Source organism: Pseudomonas piscis (assembly GCF_009380155.1).
Lineage (GTDB): Bacteria > Pseudomonadota > Gammaproteobacteria > Pseudomonadales > Pseudomonadaceae > Aquipseudomonas > Aquipseudomonas piscis.
Map to the genome: position 1 here is coordinate 972,869 of NZ_WHUV01000001.1, position 17,150 is coordinate 990,018.

Here is a 17,150-nt window from a genome sequence, read left to right on the forward strand (position 1 = left end):
GTCTTCCACCTGCCTGCGATGCCGCGGGCCTCATTTCGCCTGAAGGAAAGCCATGACCGACCACATTCTCGCCGGTAGCAAGGGCGGCGGCGCCAAGCCGCCCCGTCCCTCCGTGGAAGCCCCGGACAGCCTGCACAGCACGGCCTATGCCCGGATCCTCGATCTCGTCAGTGAAGGCGAGATCGTGGGCCTGAAGAACGGCAAGCGCTCGGTGTTCCTCAACGAGACGCCCCTGGCCAACGCCGACGGCAGCCTGAACTTCTCCGGGGTCAGCCTCGAGACCCGCAACGGCAGCCAGGACCAGACCTACATCCCGGGCTTTCCGGCGGTGGAGAACGAGTCCCAGGTGGCGGTGGAACTGCGCAGCGACCAACCCTGGACCCGCGCCATCACCAACCTGCAACTGTCGGCGGTGCGCATCCGCCTGGCGGTCTCGCGCCTGGCCCAGACCAACACCAGCAACGGCGACACCAACGGCTACACGGTGCGTTACGTCATCGAGCTGTCCACCGACGGCGGGGCGTTCGTCGAAGTGCTGCAATCGGCCTTCAGCGGCAAGAGCTCCAGCAAGTACGAGCGCTCCCACCGGGTCGACCTGCCAGCGGCCAAGGCCGGCTGGAGCGTGCGGGTGCGGCGGCTGACGGCGAACTCCAGCAGCGGGGCGATCGCCGATACCACCAGCGTGGAGTCCATCACCGACGTGATCGACGCCAAGTTGCGCTACCCGGGTTCGGCGATCATCGGCCTGCAGTTCGATGCCTCGCAGTTCCAGTCGATTCCCAACCGCTCCTTCGAATTGCAAGGACGGATCATCCGCGTGCCGAGCAACTACGATCCGGCCACCCGGACCTACAGCGGCGTGTGGGACGGCACCTTCAAGTCGGCCTGGACCGACAACCCGGCCTGGATCTACTACGACCTGCTGCTGCACCAGCGTTATGGCCTGGGGCATTTGCTCAACGCCGGCCAGGTGGACAAGTGGGAGCTGTACCGCATCGGCCAGTACTGCGACCAGCCGGTGTCCGATGGCAAGGGCGGCACCGAGCCGCGCTTTACCTGCAACCTCTATCTCTCGGTGCGCGCCGATGCGCTGAAAGTGCTGCAGGACCTGGCCACCACCTTCCGCGGCATGGCCTATTGGGGCGCAGGCTCGGTGATGGCGGTGGCCGATATGCCGGAAGACCCGGTGTACACCTACAGCAACGCCAACGTGATCGACGGCAAGTTCGTCTACGGCGGCTCGGCGAAAAAGACCCGCTACAGCGTGGCCCTGGTGAGCTGGAACGACCCGGCGGACTTCTACCGGCAGAAGGTGCAGTACGTCGACGATCCGGAAGGCATCGCCCGTTATGGCGTGCAGCAGACCGAGATCACCGCCACCGGCTGCACCTCCCAGGCCCAGGCCCAGCGCATCGGCAAATGGGCGCTGCTGACCAACCGCCTGGAAACCGAAAGCGTGAGTTTTTCCGTGGGCCTGGACGGCACCCTGGTGCGTCCGGGGCAGGTGATCCGCGTGGCGGACAACGACCGGGCCGGTCGGCGGATCGGCGGGCGCCTGCGCTCGGCGACCCTGGACGCCCTGGTGCTGGATGCCGACGTCAAGGCCTACCCCGGCGATACCCTGACCTTGATCATGCCCACCGGCAAGGCGATCTCCCGGGTGATCAAGTCCGTGGGTTATCCACTGACCTGGGACAGCACTGGCATCACCTGGGACAGCGGCGCCACCACCCTCGACACCACCGGCTTTCCCGCTGAAGTGCAGCGGGTGGTGCTGGAGAAAAAACTCGAGGAGCTGCCACCGGTGCACTCGATGTGGGCCATCGATTCGCCGACCCTGGCGGTCCAGCAGTTTCGCGTGTTGTCGGTGGCCGAGGACTTCTCCGACTCGGCGATCAAGTACAGCATCAGCGCGGTCAAGCATGTCGCCGCCAAGTTCGCGGCGATCGACAACGGCGCGCGCATCGACCAGCCACCGGTGACGGTGATCCCGCCGAGCGTGCAGAACCCGCCGAAGAACGTGCGGGTGCGCAACGAGCATTTCGTCGACCAGGGCAGCGCGGTCGGGGTCATGACCATCGACTGGGAACGCCCGGACAACGCCATCGCCTACGAGGTGCACTGGCGCAAGAACGACGGGGATTGGGTGTTCGCCGGACGTACCGGGGGCAACGCCTTCGAAGTCAGCGGTATCTATGCCGGGCGCTACGTGGCCAAGGTCCGGGCGATCAACGCCCTGGACATCGGCTCGGTGTTCGCCACCTCGGCCGAGACCGTGCTCAGTGGCAAGACCACACCGCCGCCGATGGTGGCTTCCTTCAACGCCGAGTCGATCGTGTTCGGCATCAAGCTCAAGTGGAGCATCCCGGCCGGGCTGAGCACCGCCGACCTGCAACGGACCGAGATCTGGTACAGCCAGAGCAGCGACGTGGCGACCGCCACCAAGTTTGGCGACTACGCCTACCCGCAGACCGACCTGACCATCATGGGCCTGGCCGCTGGCGTACGGTTCTTCTTCTGGGCGCGCCTGGTGGACAAGATCGGCAACCAGAGTGCCTTCCATGGGCCGATCACCGGACAGTCATCCTCGGATGCCGGACCGATCCTCGAATACCTCAGCGACAAGATCAGCGAGACGCAACTGAGCCAGCACCTGCTGCAGAAGATCGAGTCCGGCGGCGGTGCCCAGGTTGAAGTCGAGACCATGAAGCGCGAGCTGGCGGCGATGTACTCGATCAAGACGCAACTGACGGTGGATAACAAACCCTATCTGGCGGGGATTGGTGTCGGGGTCGAGAACGATAAGGGTGTCATTACCAGTCAGGTATTGGTTGCGGCTAATCGGTTTGCGGTTGTCGATCCTAATACTGCCAAGGCGATATCCCCGTTTGTTATTCAGAATGGTAGTACCTATATAGACTCTGCATATATTGCTAAGGGCTCGATAACCACTGCTCATATTGGTGAGTATATCGAGTCTGATGATTATGAGGCAGGTAGTCGAGGCTGGCGTTTAGATAAGGCGGGGAACCTTGAATTTAATGGGTCTATATCTGGCGGTGGTCATCTAAGTATAACTAATCGCTCAATCAAGGTTATCGACTCTAATAATAAGCTTCGAGTGCATATAGGGGACTTGACAGCATGAGTTTCGGGTTTGCGATATATGACTCTGATCAGAAGCTAGTTAACACGATGACTGGTCAGTCTTTGCGTGTGGTAGAGCGTTTTTCAGTCGGGAAAATTGAGGCTGGAGAAAAAAGCGTACCCGGTTATGGGCCACATAATGCGTACGTATACTCCATACCTAAAGGAGATCCTTCACAGGTTGGTGTCTCGGTATATCTCATGGATGGGAAAATAGTCTGGAGTTACGCCTGGTATTATCGACCAGCCTACATGTGCCCTAGCGAAATAGTTTTGGTGGTAAAAAAATGAACTATGGGATGATTATAAAAAATCCTGATGGAGATACTCTCGTAGACTCTAACTTTCTTAATTATTCTCTAGGTTCTTCAGGAGTGACGGACTGTGGAGTTGGCGTTACTCAAGTATCATTCAAGGCTTCTATCAACTCGGCTAATCTACCTATCATTTGTGTTGCTCAATGGTCAGGGGCAGGACTGATTGGGGGTATTACCGTTTTAGGTGCGCCTGGAGCTTGGACGGGAATTTCAGTCAGGGTAAGAGGCGCAGCAATCAAGTTGGATTGGCAAGTATATGCCACCGACTTGCCTCCAGGAGAACGATGGACACTTTCTGTCTTCAATGAAAAGGATAAGTGTGTATTTGATGCTGGTCGGAGAATGCTCACGTTTTCAGGAGAAATATCCGGAGAAACATCTGGCTGGGTTAAAGCTGGTGGAAGCCCGTTTGTTAACGGTCGTGACGATCTATTTCACTATGGGACGTCGCCGGTTAAGAATGGTCAGTATGTTGCATTAGGCTTGCTGGCGTTCGCTTTTTTTGGGCTCACCAATAGTAACTTTGGTCCGGTTTCTGTGGTGACTGAAGTGGGTTTTGGATGGGAGTCTGCAGGCAGGCCTTTACTTTTTCTAGAGTCGTTTATGGATGCTCCGGCAGGGATGTTTCCATACGGGATCCCAGGGGCCGTATTCTTTGACTTGCCTTCAATGCCGATTCTAAATGTTTAAATTTTATATGCTTTATTGAAATCATCAGGTCGGATGAATACCAGTTGAAAAGACTTTGTGTCGAGGGTGGCTCCCTGCTTTTTTAGATTGGTGTTGTTTCGGCTCTAATGTATTGGGTGTCGTGGGATTATGTAAAGAGCTTTGTAGACGTCCGTTTTTACGGGGCTTGGCTCTCCACATAGCGCAGTAATATCCCTTTGGAACATAAATGACTTATGGGGCTTTAATAGTTATTAGGAAACCTGATGAATATTACCGCTGTTGCCAAACAGCTGCGTAATCAATGTCCGAGTATTGCCGAACATGTGATAGCAGGTCCGGTACCTGCAGCAGCTGCCATATCCTCCCTCGTAGTTGCTTACATTCTGCCTGTGGCGGACCTCGCCACTCCCTCCACCGCACAAAACACCTTCCGCCAGATCATCCGCGACCGCTTCGAAGTCGCCTTGCTCCTCGATGCCACTCACCCGCAACAGGCCCTGGACCAGCTCCATGACCTGCGGGCCGAGGTCTGGCGCGCGCTGGTGGGTTTCAAGCCTGGTGCCGAGTACAGCCCGATCCAGTACGAGGGTGGTGAGCTGGTGCCGGTGGGCAACGAGCGGTTGCTCTATCGCCTGCGCTTTTTCGCCGAGTTTCAGTTGGGGCGCAATCGTTCCGGGCAGCCGGCGGAAACCTGGCATGAACGTGAACTCGACGGCTTGCCGTCCTTTACCGGGGTCACGGTGCGGGTCGATGCCATCGATCCGGCGGATCCCAATTTGAAAAGCCCGGGCCCTGATGGGCGCCTGGAGCTGACTTTCTCAGGAGAGCTGAAGCAATGAGCAAACGCATCACCGTGCTGCCGGCCGCTGGCCGTGCCGTACCCGATCCGGAAGCGGGCGACCTGCTGCCGGTCACCGGCCGTGAAGTCACGGACAACGCCTGGTGGCGTCGCCGTCTGGCCGATGGCGATATCACCATCAACGCCGTGCAAGCGGCACAACCGAAGGGAGCCCAATAATGGCGATCGGATTCAGCAATATCCCCGCGGACATTCGTGTTCCGCTGTTCTATGCCGAGATGGACAATTCGGCGGCCAATAGCGCCTCGTCGGCCATGCGCCGCCTGATCGTCGCCCAGGTCAACGACAACGTGCCCGCCAGCGACGTGGGCAAGCTGGTGCTGGTGTCCAGCGTGGCCCTGGCCAAGAGCATCGGCGGCCAGGGTTCGATGCTGGCCTCCATGTACGAGACCTTCCGCAAGACCGACCCGGTCGGCGAGATCTGGTGCCTGCCGCTGCACAACAGTGAAGGCAGCGTGGCCAAGGGCACTTTGACCCTGACCGGCAGCGCCACCGAGAGCGGCGTGCTCAACCTCTATGTGGGCGGCGTGCGGGTCCAGGCCGCCATCGCCAAGGGCGCCACCGCAGCCCAGGCGGCCACCGCCCTGGTGCAGAAGATCAACACCTCGGCCGACCTGCCGCTGAGTGCCAGCGCCGCCGAAGGCGTGGTGACCCTGAACGCCAAGTGGACCGGCGACAGCGGCAACGACATCAGCCTGCAGCTCAATCGCCTGGGCAAGAGCAATGGCGAGAGCACCCCGGAAGGCCTGGCCATCGTCATCGGCAAGATGGCCGGTGGTGCCGGCGTGCCTGACCAGGTCGCCGCGGTCGCTGCCCTGGGCGATGAGCCGTTCGAGTTCATCTGCATGCCCTGGACCGACGTCGCCAGCCTCAACACCTGGCAAGCGGTCATGGATGACAGCGTGGGTCGCTGGTCCTGGGCCAAGCAGCTGTTCGGCCATGTCTACACCGCCAAGCGCGGCACCGTGGGCACCCTGGTCGCCGCCGGGCAGGCGCGTAACGACCAGCACATGACCATCCAGGCCCTGGAACCGGGCGTTCCGCAACCGGCCTGGGTCCAGGCTGCGGCACTGGCCGCGCGCACCGCGGTGTTCATCTCCGCCGATGCCAGCCGTCCGACCCAGAGCGGCAGCCTGCCAGGCCTGGACCCGGCCGCGGCCAGCGAGCGCTTCACCCTGACCGAGCGCCAGTCGCTGCTCAACTACGGCATCGCCACCGCCTACTACGAAGGCGGCTACGTGCGCATCCAGCGTTCGATCACCACCTACCAGAAGAACGCTTTCGGCCAGGCGGACAACTCCTACCTGGACAGCGAGACCCTGCACCAGTCGGCCTACATCGTGCGCCGCCTGCAAAGCGTGATCACCAGCAAGTACGGGCGCCACAAGTTGGCCGCCGATGGCACCCGCTTCGGCGCCGGCCAGCCGATCGTCACCCCGAGCACCATTCGCGGCGAGCTGATCGCCCAGTACGCCAAGCTGGAGCTGGAAGGCCATGTGGAAAACGCCGAGCTGTTCGCCGAGCACCTGGTGGTGGAACGCGATGCCCGGGACCCGAACCGCATCAACGTGCTGTTCCCGCCGGACTACATCAACGGCCTGCGAGTGTTCGCGCTGCTCAACCAGTTCCGCCTGCAGTACGACAACGTCGCCTGAACGCGCGTTCGACTGTGAATCCAGCCCACCTTGCGTGGGCTTTTTATTGAAGGGAGAAACACCATGGGTCAAGTGATTGCGGGCACCTGCTACGTCAAGGTCGACGGTGCTCAACTGACGATCAACGGCGGCTGCGAGGCGCCGCTGATGTCCACCAAGCGTGAAACCGTCGTGCCGGGTTTCTACAAGGAAGTCGAGGTCACCCCGACGTTCAAGGTCACGGCGCTGCACACCCCGGACTTCCCGCTCAAGCAGCTGGTGGCCGGTACCGACATGACCGTCACCTGCGAATTCAACAACGGCAAGGTCTTCGTCCTGGCCGGCGCCTACCTGGTGGACGAGCCGGTATCCAAGGGCGACGACGCCAGCATCGCGCTGGTGTTCAACGGCGTGAAGGGGACCTGGCAATGACTCAAGTCGTGAAGCTGCAAATGGCCATCGAGGCCCACGGCGAAACGCTCGATGAACTGATCCTGCGCCGCCCGACGGTGCAGGAGGTGCGCAACATCAAGGCGCTGCCGTACCGGATCGACAAGAGCGAGGAAGTGAGCCTGGACATGGATGTCGCGGCCAAGTACATCGCGGTCTGCGCCGGTATCCCACCGTCCTCGGTGAACCAGCTGGACCTGGCCGACCTCAACGGCCTGAGCTGGGCCGTCGCGAGTTTTTTCATGAGTGCGGCGTCGCAGCCATCGGCGACCTGATCGCGGCCGCCTATGACCTGGCCTGGTTCTGGAAGGTTGACCCCGAACAGATGATGGCCAGGCCATTGGATGTGCTCCGCGAGTCACTGGAGCACGCGCAACGGATCAATGCGATGCAGCAGGTGCAGTGATGGCGAATATTCAACAAAGCATGAGCCTGACGAACATCCAGACCACGGTGCACATGTCCGTGGTGGTGCTCGGCGCACAGAAACTCGAAGCCCAGATGTCGGGGATCCGCGCCAGGATCGGCGCCTTCAAGAAGAGCATCGAGGATAGCGGCCTCGGCTCCCTCGACCTGGGCGGCTTCATCAAGGGTGGCGGTCTGCTGGAGCCGTTCATCCATGGCATCAAGCAGGCGATCAAGGCCGAGGACGACCTGCAAGCCAGCAGCCAGCAACTCACCCAGCTCAAGGCACCGCAAGTGCCCCTGGGAGAAACCTCGGCCCACCTCAAGCAGTTCGACGACGCCTTGCAAGGGGTGTCGCTGAAGATGGGCCAGGCACTGCTGCCGGCGGTCAACAACTTGATCACCGGGCTGACCCCGCTGATCAGCAGCATCGGCAGCTTCGTCGCCGACAACCCGGCCCTGGTGGAAGGCTTGGCCGCAGCGGCCGTGGCCTTCACCGTGGTCACCACCGGGGCCATGGGCCTGGCGGCGGTGGTCGGCCTCTTGGCCTCGCCGGTGGGCATCGTGGCGGCGGCGATCGCCGTGGCCGCTGGTTTGATCGTGGCCTACTGGGAGCCGATATCAGGGTTCTTCAGCGGGATCTGGAACAGCCTGCAGCAGGCGGCGCAGGTGGCCTTCGCCACCTTCAAGAGCCTGTTCGGCTGGAGCCCGTTGCAGGCCCTGGCCGGTGCCTGGGGCGCGCTCACGGGGTTCTTCTCCGGGCTCTGGAGCTCGGTGGTCGGCGAGGCGACCCAGGCCTGGGCGCCGCTCAGCGAGTTCTTCAGTGGCTTGTGGCAGGGCATCCAGGCCCTGGCGTTGCCGCTGCTGGATTTCTTCAAGACCTTGTTTTCCTGGAGCCCGCTGGGGCTGGTGATCGATAACTGGCAGCCATTGACCGGGTTGTTCTCGGCGCTGTGGGAGCTGTTGCGGGCACTGTCGGTGCCGGTGATGAGCTTCTTCAAGACCCTGTTCGACTGGTCGCCCCTGGGTCTGGTGATCAACAACTGGCAGCCGCTGCTGGGCTTTTTCGGGCGCTGCTGGGATGGCCTGCGGGCGCTGTCGGAACCGGTGATGAGCTTCTTCAAGACCCTGTTCGACTGGTCGCCCCTGGGTCTGGTGATCAATAACTGGCAGCCGCTGCTGGGCTTTTTCGGGCGCTGCTGGGATGGCCTGCGGGCCCAGGCGGAACCGGTGCTGGGGTTCTTCAAGACTCTGTTCGACTGGTCGCCCCTGGGCCTGGTGATCAATAACTGGCAACCGCTGATGGACTTCTTTTCGGCCACCTGGGACCAGTTGCTGGCGCTGAGCGCGCCGGTGGGCGAGTTCTTTCGGGCGTTGTTCGATTGGTCGCCGATGCCGCTGATCAATGCGGCCTGGGAGCCCGTGGCCGGGTTCTTCAGTGGCTTGTGGGACTCACTGCTGGCGGTCACGGCGCCGGTCCAGGGGGTCTTGCAGGAGCTGTTCAACTGGTCGCCCATGGACATGGTCACGGCCAACTGGCAGCCCATCGCCGACTGGTTCTCGGCGTTCTGGGACAAGCTCAAGGGCACCCTGGGTGGTATCCGGGAAATGCTCGGCGGCAGCTTTGGCGGCTTCATCGCCAAGATCACCGGCAAGGTCGAAGGCCTGACCGAGGCCCAGCAGCGCACCAACGCCGAAGGCAAGGGCCAGTTGGCCCCGGCATTCTTCGGTGCCGAGGCTTCGCCGGCGGCGCGCAACCTGAACCAGGGCTCCGGCGCGTTGGTGCAGCAGAGTGCGGCCAACAATCGCACGCAACTCGAAGGCGGCCTGACGGTGCGCTTCGAAAACGCCCCGGCGGGCATGCGCACCAGCCAGCCGCAGACCAACCAGCCGGGCCTGGCGGTGACTCCGCGCATCGGCTATCGCTCACTTTCCCTAGGAGGTTCCAATGAGCTGGCGTGATCGGTTGTTGCCGGCGTCGTTTCGCGGCGTCGGTTTCTGGGTCGACCAAGCCAAGACCCCGGTGGGCCAGAAGGGCCAGTTGCATGAGTACCCCCAGCGCGACCAGCCCTTCTACGAAGGGCTCGGCCAGCAGGCCAAGGTCCACGACCTGACGGCCTTCATCGTGGGCGAGAACTGCCTGGAGCAGCGCGACCAATTGCTCCAGGCCCTGGAGCAGGGGGCCGGGGAACTGGTCCACCCTTGGCTGGGACGGATGCAGGTCAAGGTCGGCGAGTGCGAAATGACCCATACCCGCCAGGACGGCGGCCTGGTGACGTTCGCCCTCAAGTTCCACCCCGACCAGCCGTTGCTGTTCCCCACGGCGGTGGTCAACTCCCGCGAGCAATTGCTGGTGGCCGCCGACAGCCTGCTGGGTTCGGCGGTGCGGCGCTTCGAGGAGGTCATCAGCCTGATCAAGGCCGCACGGATCGCGGTCAAGGAACTGCGCGATTGCCTCAAGGACGTCTACGCGGTGATCGAGCATGAGTTCAAGGAGCTGATCGACACCTACAAGGACCTGCGCCAGCTGGTGCTGGCGCTCAAGGAGCTGCCCCGGGAGGTCAGCGCCGAGTTCAAGGGCTTGCTCAAGGACATTCGCGAGCTCAAGGACTTCGCCCGCGAGGGTTATCGCGGGGTGCTGGCCAATGCTTCGCAACAGGTCGAGGCGGCGAAGAAGATCGATACGCCCAAGCTCACCACCGGCAAGGATACGGTGGCCGCGGCCCAGGCCATGGCCAACCTGGTGCAGGACATGCTGCTGGTGAAGCTCGGCTACCAGGTCGCGCAGATGCCGGCGGCAGCGCCGGTGGTCAAGCTCAACTCCACGCCCTCGGTGGCCCAGCAGGCGGTCCAGCCGGTACGCCGCCTGGATGTACCGGTGGCCGAGGATGTGCTGAGCCTGCGTGATGCCCTCAATGAGGTGATCTGGCAGGCCGCGCTCAAGGCCGATGCCCTGCATTACCAGGCGCTCAACAGCCTGCGCCAGCAGCTGTTCGGCCATCTCACGGCGGTGTCGTCCACCGGCGTGCGGCTGCTGACCCTGTCGCCCAAGCAGAGCCTGCCGGCCCTGGTGGTGGCCTACCAGCGCTTTGGCGATGCCACTCGGGTGGGGGAGGTGAGCCAGCGCAACAAGGCGGTGCATCCAGGCTTCCTGCCGCCGGCCGATCTGAAAATCGCCGAGGTGTAGGCCATGAACCCAGCACAAGATGCCGTCACCCTGACCGTTGACGGCCTGGACTACGGCGGCTGGAAAAGCGTCGAGATCAGCGCGGACCTGGAGCGCCAGTTCCGCAGCTTCAGCCTCAACATCACCTGGCAGTGGCCGGGGCAACTGGAGGTCAAGCCGATCAAGCCCGGCTCGCGTTGCCAGGTGCGTATCGGCAGCGACCTGGTGCTCACCGGCTACGTGTACAAGGCGCCGGTCAGCTATGACGCGCACCAGGTCAGCCTGAGCATCGAAGGCAGTTCGTTGACCCAGGACCTGGCCGACTGCGCAGCCATCAACCGCCCGAGCCAGTGGCAGGAACAGAGCCTGTTGAGCATCGTCCAGGCCCTGGCGGGCGCCTATGGCGTGGGCGTGGTCAGCGAGATCCCGCAGACCGCCAAGCTCGGCAAGCACAGCATCGTGCCCGGGGAGACGGTGTTCCAGTCCATCGACCGCTTGCTGACCCTGTACCGGGTGTTCTCCACCGATGACGCCGAGGGCCGCGTGCTGCTGGCCAAGCCTGGCAGTAGCGGGCGGGCCAGCGATGCCCTGGAGCTGGGCAAGAACATCCTGTCGGCCAATGCGCCGATGGATTTCAGCCAGGTGTTCTCCGAGTACCGGGTCATCGGCCAGCACAAGGGCAGCGACCAGAAAAGCGGCGCTGCGGTCGCCGAGGTCTCGGGCCAGGCCCGGGACCCGAGCATGGCGCGCAAGCGGGTCACGGTGATCAGCGAAAGCGCGCAGCTGACCCCCGAACTGGCCCAGCAGCGGGCCGACTGGGAGAGCGCCACCCGCATGGGCAAGGCGCTGACCACCAGCTATCGGGTCCAGGGCTGGCGCCAGGGCAACGGCGATTTGTGGCGGCACAACACCCTGGTGCGGGTGATCGATAAGGTCCTGGGCTTCGACCAGGACATGCTGATCTCCAAGGTCACCTATTCGCTCTCCGAACAGGGCTCGATCACCACCTTGCAAGTGGCGCCGCCACACACCTTCGACGCCAACCCCGTCCCCGCGAAAACCTGAGCCGCCCCCGGCGGCGTACAGGCCACCGGGGCCCGCCATTGCCTGCCCGATGCGTCGGGCCCGGGCCAGCCAAGGAATCCACCATGAGCCTACTGACACGCCTGTTGGCGCGCGGCACCGTCGTGCTCGCCAACTCGGCCAACAAATTGCAATCGCTCCAGATGCGCCTGACCGCTGGCGAAGTGAATGATGACATGGAGCATTTCGAGCCCTACGGTTTCACCAGCAATCCGCTGGCCGGGGCCGAAGGCATCGCCACCTTCCTCGGTGGCGACCGCTCCCACGCCGTGGTGCTGGTGGTCGCTGACCGCCGCTATCGCCTCCAGGCCCTGGCGCCCGGCGAGGTGGCGATCTACACCGACGAAGGCGACAAGGTGCACTTCAAGCGTGGCCGGGTGATCGATATCCAGACCGGCACCCTGAACATCCGGGCGGACACGGCGGTGAACATCGATACGCCGACCCTGACCCAGACCGGCAAGATCGTCTCCCAGGGCGACCAGGTGGCCGGCGGCATCAGCCAGATGCGCCACCAGCATGCCGGCGTGCAGCCGGGCCCCGGCCAGACCGGCGCACCGGTGGGAGGCCCATGATGTTCCTCAGCCACGACCTCAAGACCGCGCTGACCCGCGCGGTGCTGATCAGCCTCTACACCTGGCGCCGCGCCGCCGACGATGACGTGCTCGACGATGACGAGCGCTTCGGCTGGTGGGGCGACAGTTTTCCCACGGTGGCCGACGACCGCATCGGCTCGCGGCTGTGGTTGCTGCGCCGGGTCAAGCTGACCCGCCAGACCCAGCTCGACGCCGAGTTCTACGCCCGCGAAGCCCTGCAATGGCTGATCGACGATGGCCATTGCAGCGCCGTGGACATCAGCAGCGAACGCCTCGACGCCCAACGCCTGAACCTGCGCATCGTGCTGGTACTGGCCGGTGGCGAGCGCCTGGACATCAACCCCGAACACAGTTGGCAGGTGACCTATGCCGTTTGAAACGCCTTCGCTGCCGGTGCTGATCAAGCGCACCCAAAGCGACCTGGCCAGCGATTCGCTGCGCCAGTCCGATGCCCAAGTCCTGGCCCGAACCCTCAGCGGCGCCGCCTTTGGCCTGTATGGCTACCTGGATTGGATCGCCGAGCAGATCCTGCCGGACAAGGCCGATGAGTCGACCCTGGAACGGATCGCCGCCCTGCGCCTGAACCAGCCACGCAAGGCCGCCCAGGCGGCCAGCGGCAACGTCAGCTTCATGGCGTCGGCCGGGGCGGTGCTGGATGTCGATACGCTGCTGCAGTCCAGCGATGGCCGCAGCTACAAGGTGACCGCCGCGCGGACCACCAGCAGCGGCCTGAACAGCACCAGCATCGCTGCCCTGGATGCCGGTTCCCTGGGCAATGCCGAGGCCGGCCTGAGCCTGATCCCGGTGCAGCCGATCCAGGGCATCAGCGGCAGCTTCACGGTGCTGGCGCCAGGGCTGGTGGGCGGCGTCGCGCGCGAGAGCCTGGAGTCGCTGCGCTCGCGGGTGATCCGTTCGTACCGGGTCATTCCCCACGGCGGCTCGGCCCAGGACTACGAGACCTGGGCTCTGGAGTGCCCCGGCGTGACCCGCGCCTGGTGCCGCGGCAGTTACCTCGGGCCGGGCACCGTGGGCCTGTTCGTGATGCGTGACGATGATCCGCACCCGGTGCCGGATGCCGCGCAACTGGCCGAGGTGCAAGCGCATATCGAGCCGCTGCGGCCGGTGACCGCCGAGGTCCACGTACTGGCCCCGGTGCAGCAGCCGGTGACCTATCGCCTGCGCCTGAGCCCGGACACCAGCGCCGTGCGCGCCGCGGTGCAAGCCCAGTTGCGCGACCTGCACCACCGTGAAGCCGGTCTCGGCGAAACCTTGCTGCTGACCCATATCGCCGAAGCCATCAGCAGTGCCACCGGCGAGAACGACCACAAGCTGATGGCGCCCAGCGCCGACGTACCGGCCGCCAACAACCAGCTGCTGACCTTCGGAGGTTGCGTATGGCTGGAATGAGAAGCGCGGCCCAGTACCAGGAACAACTGCGCAGCTTGCTGCCCAGCGGCCCGGCCTGGGACCCGGAGCAAGTGCCTGAACTGGAGCAGGTGCTCGAAGGCATCGCCCAGGAACTGGCACGCCTGGATGCCCGGGCCGCCGACCTGCTCAACGAGATGGACCCGGCCGGGGTCAGCGAACTGGTGCCGGACTGGGAGCGGGTGATGGAGCTGCCCGACCCCTGCCTGGGGGCCACGCCGCTGTTCGACGACCGCCGCCTGGCGGTGCGCCGGCGCTTGCTGGCGGTGGGTAGCCAGGCGCTGAGCTACTACGTGGAAATCGCCCGCAGCCAGGGTTACCCCAACGCCACCATTACCGAGCTGGAGGCTCCGCGCATGGGCCGCGCCCGCTTCGGCTCGGCGCACTTCGGCACCTGGCAGGCGCAGTTCATGTGGACGCTCAACACCGGCGGCCGGCTGCTGCTCGGGCGGCGCTACGGCGCCAGCTACTGGGGCGAACGCTTCGGCATGAACCCCGGATCGGCCCTGGAGTGCCTGATCCACCGCAGTGCCCCGGCCCATACCCGGGTGCATATCAATTACGACTAGAGGGCAGGTAATGGACTTTCCCAGAAGTGTGCCCAGCGCGGGACTGGTCAACGGCCGGTTCGCCGACGAAAACCCGCTGACCGGGACGCCCGGCTCGTTGATCACCGCCGCCTGGGGCAATGGCGTGACCGAGGAGTTGCTCAATGTGATTCGTGCGGCGGGCATCACGCCAGCCGAAAGCGAATCGGACCAGTTGCTCAGGGCCTTGAAGAGCGTACTGGCCCAGGATGCCCAGCCCCTGGCCGCGTTGGCCTTTCCCACCGTGGCCACGGCCGACGGGCGTATCGCGGTGACACCGGGTACGGCTGCGGCGGGCGGCACGGTCATGGTACCCGGCGGGGTGCTGGTCAGCCTGGGCGAAGAAGCCCTGGTGGGCATCACCGCCCGTCCGCGGGCGCTGTACAGCGTGCCCTGGATGTCCCCCGACCTGGAGATCAACAGCACCTACTTCTTGCGCATGCAGGTCATGGGTGGGGCGTTGGGTTGCTACCTGCAAAAGGGCACCGACAACGATGCCGTTCCCCCTGCGCTCAAGGGCGCCGCCGGCGCCTCCGGAGGTGGTTTCGATTCCACCTGCATCGACATGCTCCTGGCCAAGGTGGTCACCTCCGGTGCCGGGACCCTGCCCAAGCTGACCTTGCTGGCCAACAAGGCGCGGCTGGAAGCCGTGGGGGGCTGGTCCGGAGCTAGCGGCAGTTACTCGCTGCCCCTGAACTGGGCCAGGAAACCCCGGGCCTATATTTCCGGGCTGTTGGACTACGACGGTAACGTCAAGACCGACTACGGCGTAGTCGCGGAGGACACCGGAGGGGATCTTGCGTCGGTGAAATCAATCATGCCCGCTGGGGGCTTTAGCGATCGCTATATGGGGCGTGTGCTGATTCTGTCCTGGGCACAGAACGTTAGCGCCGCCGGGCTGATCAACGCCCGTGTCAGATGGGAGGCCTAGGAATGAAAGCCATTATCGAACAGGGCGTCGTGACGGCCCTGGTGAGCGGCGATATCGACGGTGGCGTCGAGTTGCCGCCAGGCCTTGCGGTGACCGTCGGCTGGCGCTACCAGGATGAGCTGTTCAGCCCGGCTCCGGACAGCCTTGGCGCCGAACCACAGCAGCCGCTTTTGCAAGCCGAGCGCGACTGGCGCCGCACAACCCTGGCCAGGACCGACTGGCTGGTGGCCCGCCACCGCGATGAACTCGACGCCGATGCCCCGGCGACCCTGGGGCGCAAGCAGTTCGCCAAGCTGCTGGCTTACCGCCAGGCCCTGCGGGACTGGCCGGCCTCGGCCGGCGAGTCGCAAACCCAAGCGCGACCCGAGCCGCCCAAGTGGCTGGCGAAGTTGCCCCACTGACAGGACATGAACCATGGATTACCCGAAAAGCGTACCCAGTGCGGGCCTGGTCAATGGCCGCTTCGTCGATGAAAACCCGCTGACCGGCTCGCCGGGATCGCTGATTCCCGCCGACTGGGGCAATGGCGTCACCCAGGAGATCCTCAACGTCATCAAGGCGGCCGGCCTGGTGCCGGATGAACGCAAGACTGACCAGCTGACCCAAGCCATTGGCGAGTTGCTCGACTTCAAGCGCTTGAAGAATACCCCCACCACCCTGGGCGGCTACGGCATCAGCGATGCTGGCGGGCGGCTGTTGACGGTGAAGCAGTTTGAAACCGTGGGCATCACCCTGTACCGACCCGACCCCAGGGCCAAGCGCATTCGCGTACGCCTGGTGGGCGCCGGTGGTTCCGGCGGCGGCTGCCAGCCGGTGCCCGCAGGTAGTTTCACCGTGGGTGGCGGCGGTGGTTCTGGCGCCTATGCCGAGGGCTTGTTCGATGTGACCTCACAGATGCTGGCGGGGGTGCCCGTAACCCTGGGTGCCGGTGGCGAGGCGCGCGCGGTGGTGGGGGCCAGTGGCGGTAGCGCCTCTTTCGGCAGCTACATGAGCGCCTCTGGGGGTATGGGTGGCCAGGTGATCACCTTTGTGTCGGATTCCCCCGGATTCGTCCAGGGGGGAGCAGGAGGTCAAGTGGTGACGGGCGGCAACCTTTCCAGCGCCCGTGGCATACAGGGCGGTTATGCCATGAACAATCCGAACTGGGGAACGTTGGCGGGCTGCGGTGCAGCCAGTCCGTTCGACGGCGGGACTGCCGCTACCGGACTGAACAACATAGGCCTCCCCGGGGTACGTGGTTCGGGAGGCGGCGGCAGTTGTTCCTTCCTAGCCACTGCCGCCTGCTTGAGCGGCGCCGGTGGCAATGGCTTTTGTGAAATCTGGGAGTACGCGTGATGGCCCGTTATGTCCGTGTGGAAGAGGGCGTGGTGGTCGAGTTGATCGAGACCGGCGACTACGCCATCGCTGATTTGTTCGCCCCGCAGTTCCTCGCATCCATCCACCCTGCGCCCTCGGGGCGCGAAGTGCGGATGGGTATGGAGTTGCAGGCCAGCCCAGTGCCGGCTTCGGCGACTGAGGCAAGTGAGCCGGTGGCTGCGCCGCTGGCGACACCGCCAGGCGACAAGCTGGAAACCATGGCCCGGGCCCATGTGGCCGAGGTGGTGGCCCAGGGGGCGGAGGCCCGGGAGCGGCAATGGCGCAGCGACAGCCTGGAAGCCAGCCAGTGGCTGGCGGCCCGGCACCGCGATGAACAGGACCTGGGCCGTGGCACCAGCCTTAGCGCGCAGCAGTACCTGGAGTTGCTGGAGTACCGCCAGGCCTTGCGCGAATGGCCCGGTTGCCAGGGGTTTCCGGCCGTTGCGGCGCGCCCGCAAGCCCCCCAATGGTTGCCAGGCAACCTGCCTGGCCAATGACCGGCGCGAATCCTTCGAGCCGTTT

The 17,150-nt window shown here is 64.1% G+C and carries 18 protein-coding genes; all 18 read left to right on the forward strand.

Going from position 1 to position 17,150, the window contains the following annotated elements; translation table 11 throughout:
• Positions 1 to 52 precede the first annotated feature (52 nt).
• The 18 genes from GDH07_RS04525 to GDH07_RS04610 all read left to right on the forward strand — a co-directional run bounded on the left by GDH07_RS04525 (position 53) and on the right by GDH07_RS04610 (position 17,125).
• Positions 53 to 3,148, forward strand: coding sequence for a TipJ family phage tail tip protein (locus GDH07_RS04525; protein WP_152896778.1), 3,096 nt, complete (start codon positions 53 to 55; stop codon positions 3,146 to 3,148).
• A 286-nt stretch (positions 3,149 to 3,434) separates the two neighbouring features.
• On the forward strand, positions 3,435 to 4,154 hold the full coding sequence (locus GDH07_RS04530; RefSeq protein ID WP_152896779.1) for a hypothetical protein: 720 nt from the start codon (positions 3,435 to 3,437) through the stop codon (positions 4,152 to 4,154).
• Between the two features lie 245 nt (positions 4,155 to 4,399).
• Positions 4,400 to 4,975 (forward strand): phage tail terminator protein, encoded by a 576-nt coding sequence (locus GDH07_RS04535; protein WP_068580478.1) that lies wholly within the window; start codon positions 4,400 to 4,402, stop codon positions 4,973 to 4,975.
• Positions 4,972 to 5,154 carry a DUF2635 domain-containing protein gene (locus tag GDH07_RS04540; RefSeq protein WP_022642608.1) on the forward strand — a complete coding sequence of 61 codons (183 nt, stop codon included), beginning with the start codon at positions 4,972 to 4,974 and terminating at the stop codon, positions 5,152 to 5,154. The genes GDH07_RS04535 and GDH07_RS04540 overlap by 4 nt, the downstream gene beginning before the upstream one ends.
• Positions 5,154 to 6,650 (forward strand): phage tail sheath subtilisin-like domain-containing protein, encoded by a 1,497-nt coding sequence (locus GDH07_RS04545; RefSeq protein ID WP_152896780.1) that lies wholly within the window; start codon positions 5,154 to 5,156, stop codon positions 6,648 to 6,650. Before GDH07_RS04540 ends, GDH07_RS04545 begins: the two co-directional genes overlap by 1 nt.
• Before the next feature lie 63 nt (positions 6,651 to 6,713).
• Positions 6,714 to 7,061: a phage tail tube protein gene (locus tag GDH07_RS04550; RefSeq protein ID WP_022642610.1), complete on the forward strand. Its 348-nt coding sequence runs from the start codon at positions 6,714 to 6,716 to the stop codon at positions 7,059 to 7,061.
• Positions 7,058 to 7,354 carry a phage tail assembly protein gene (locus GDH07_RS04555; RefSeq protein ID WP_152896781.1) on the forward strand — a complete coding sequence of 99 codons (297 nt, stop codon included), beginning with the start codon at positions 7,058 to 7,060 and terminating at the stop codon, positions 7,352 to 7,354. Before GDH07_RS04550 ends, GDH07_RS04555 begins: the two co-directional genes overlap by 4 nt.
• A gap of 130 nt (positions 7,355 to 7,484) precedes the next feature.
• The gene (locus GDH07_RS04560; protein ID WP_246195901.1) at positions 7,485 to 9,446 is read left to right on the forward strand and encodes a phage tail tape measure protein; all 1,962 of its coding nucleotides are present in this window, start codon (positions 7,485 to 7,487) and stop codon (positions 9,444 to 9,446) included.
• Positions 9,433 to 10,671 (forward strand): DNA circularization protein, encoded by a 1,239-nt coding sequence (locus tag GDH07_RS04565; RefSeq protein ID WP_022642614.1) that lies wholly within the window; start codon positions 9,433 to 9,435, stop codon positions 10,669 to 10,671. Before GDH07_RS04560 ends, GDH07_RS04565 begins: the two co-directional genes overlap by 14 nt.
• A gap of 3 nt (positions 10,672 to 10,674) precedes the next feature.
• The gene (locus GDH07_RS04570) at positions 10,675 to 11,715 is read left to right on the forward strand and encodes a phage baseplate assembly protein (RefSeq protein ID WP_085599305.1); all 1,041 of its coding nucleotides are present in this window, start codon (positions 10,675 to 10,677) and stop codon (positions 11,713 to 11,715) included.
• Positions 11,716 to 11,798: 83 nt separating this feature from the next.
• Positions 11,799 to 12,308, forward strand: a complete 510-nt coding sequence (locus GDH07_RS04575; RefSeq protein WP_022642615.1) for a phage baseplate assembly protein V — start codon at positions 11,799 to 11,801, stop codon at positions 12,306 to 12,308.
• Complete coding sequence (locus tag GDH07_RS04580; protein WP_022642616.1) at positions 12,308 to 12,706, forward strand: phage GP46 family protein; 399 nt, start codon at positions 12,308 to 12,310, stop codon at positions 12,704 to 12,706. The genes GDH07_RS04575 and GDH07_RS04580 overlap by 1 nt, the downstream gene beginning before the upstream one ends.
• The gene (locus tag GDH07_RS04585; RefSeq protein WP_053135669.1) at positions 12,696 to 13,736 is read left to right on the forward strand and encodes a baseplate J/gp47 family protein; all 1,041 of its coding nucleotides are present in this window, start codon (positions 12,696 to 12,698) and stop codon (positions 13,734 to 13,736) included. Before GDH07_RS04580 ends, GDH07_RS04585 begins: the two co-directional genes overlap by 11 nt.
• Positions 13,724 to 14,323 (forward strand): YmfQ family protein, encoded by a 600-nt coding sequence (locus GDH07_RS04590; protein WP_053135666.1) that lies wholly within the window; start codon positions 13,724 to 13,726, stop codon positions 14,321 to 14,323. Before GDH07_RS04585 ends, GDH07_RS04590 begins: the two co-directional genes overlap by 13 nt.
• A gap of 10 nt (positions 14,324 to 14,333) precedes the next feature.
• Entirely contained in the window at positions 14,334 to 15,272 is a 939-nt protein-coding gene (locus GDH07_RS32450; protein WP_246195902.1) for a hypothetical protein, read from the forward strand.
• A 2-nt stretch (positions 15,273 to 15,274) separates the two neighbouring features.
• The gene (locus GDH07_RS04600; RefSeq protein ID WP_178124007.1) at positions 15,275 to 15,673 is read left to right on the forward strand and encodes a tail fiber assembly protein; all 399 of its coding nucleotides are present in this window, start codon (positions 15,275 to 15,277) and stop codon (positions 15,671 to 15,673) included.
• A gap of 13 nt (positions 15,674 to 15,686) precedes the next feature.
• On the forward strand, positions 15,687 to 16,607 hold the full coding sequence (locus tag GDH07_RS04605) for a glycine-rich domain-containing protein (RefSeq protein WP_152896783.1): 921 nt from the start codon (positions 15,687 to 15,689) through the stop codon (positions 16,605 to 16,607).
• On the forward strand, positions 16,607 to 17,125 hold the full coding sequence (locus tag GDH07_RS04610; protein ID WP_152896784.1) for a phage tail assembly chaperone: 519 nt from the start codon (positions 16,607 to 16,609) through the stop codon (positions 17,123 to 17,125). Before GDH07_RS04605 ends, GDH07_RS04610 begins: the two co-directional genes overlap by 1 nt.
• The last annotated feature ends 25 nt before the right edge of the window (positions 17,126 to 17,150 follow it).

Excerpts from the sequence above, each read along its gene's own strand:
- GDH07_RS04525 (WP_152896778.1), top strand. The coding sequence starts at position 53 with ATGACCGACCACATTCTCGCCGGTAGCAAGGGCGGCGGCGCCAAGCCG.
- GDH07_RS04530 (WP_152896779.1), top strand. The coding sequence starts at position 3,435 with ATGAACTATGGGATGATTATAAAAAATCCTGATGGAGATACTCTCGTA.
- GDH07_RS04535 (WP_068580478.1), top strand. The coding sequence starts at position 4,400 with ATGAATATTACCGCTGTTGCCAAACAGCTGCGTAATCAATGTCCGAGT.
- GDH07_RS04540 (WP_022642608.1), top strand. The coding sequence starts at position 4,972 with ATGAGCAAACGCATCACCGTGCTGCCGGCCGCTGGCCGTGCCGTACCC.
- GDH07_RS04545 (WP_152896780.1), top strand. The coding sequence starts at position 5,154 with ATGGCGATCGGATTCAGCAATATCCCCGCGGACATTCGTGTTCCGCTG.
- GDH07_RS04550 (WP_022642610.1), top strand. The coding sequence starts at position 6,714 with ATGGGTCAAGTGATTGCGGGCACCTGCTACGTCAAGGTCGACGGTGCT.
- GDH07_RS04555 (WP_152896781.1), top strand. The coding sequence starts at position 7,058 with ATGACTCAAGTCGTGAAGCTGCAAATGGCCATCGAGGCCCACGGCGAA.
- GDH07_RS04560 (WP_246195901.1), top strand. The coding sequence starts at position 7,485 with ATGGCGAATATTCAACAAAGCATGAGCCTGACGAACATCCAGACCACG.
- GDH07_RS04565 (WP_022642614.1), top strand. The coding sequence starts at position 9,433 with ATGAGCTGGCGTGATCGGTTGTTGCCGGCGTCGTTTCGCGGCGTCGGT.
- GDH07_RS04570 (WP_085599305.1), top strand. The coding sequence starts at position 10,675 with ATGAACCCAGCACAAGATGCCGTCACCCTGACCGTTGACGGCCTGGAC.
- GDH07_RS04575 (WP_022642615.1), top strand. The coding sequence starts at position 11,799 with ATGAGCCTACTGACACGCCTGTTGGCGCGCGGCACCGTCGTGCTCGCC.
- GDH07_RS04580 (WP_022642616.1), top strand. The coding sequence starts at position 12,308 with ATGTTCCTCAGCCACGACCTCAAGACCGCGCTGACCCGCGCGGTGCTG.
- GDH07_RS04585 (WP_053135669.1), top strand. The coding sequence starts at position 12,696 with ATGCCGTTTGAAACGCCTTCGCTGCCGGTGCTGATCAAGCGCACCCAA.
- GDH07_RS04590 (WP_053135666.1), top strand. The coding sequence starts at position 13,724 with ATGGCTGGAATGAGAAGCGCGGCCCAGTACCAGGAACAACTGCGCAGC.
- GDH07_RS32450 (WP_246195902.1), top strand. The coding sequence starts at position 14,334 with ATGGACTTTCCCAGAAGTGTGCCCAGCGCGGGACTGGTCAACGGCCGG.
- GDH07_RS04600 (WP_178124007.1), top strand. The coding sequence starts at position 15,275 with ATGAAAGCCATTATCGAACAGGGCGTCGTGACGGCCCTGGTGAGCGGC.
- GDH07_RS04605 (WP_152896783.1), top strand. The coding sequence starts at position 15,687 with ATGGATTACCCGAAAAGCGTACCCAGTGCGGGCCTGGTCAATGGCCGC.
- GDH07_RS04610 (WP_152896784.1), top strand. The coding sequence starts at position 16,607 with ATGGCCCGTTATGTCCGTGTGGAAGAGGGCGTGGTGGTCGAGTTGATC.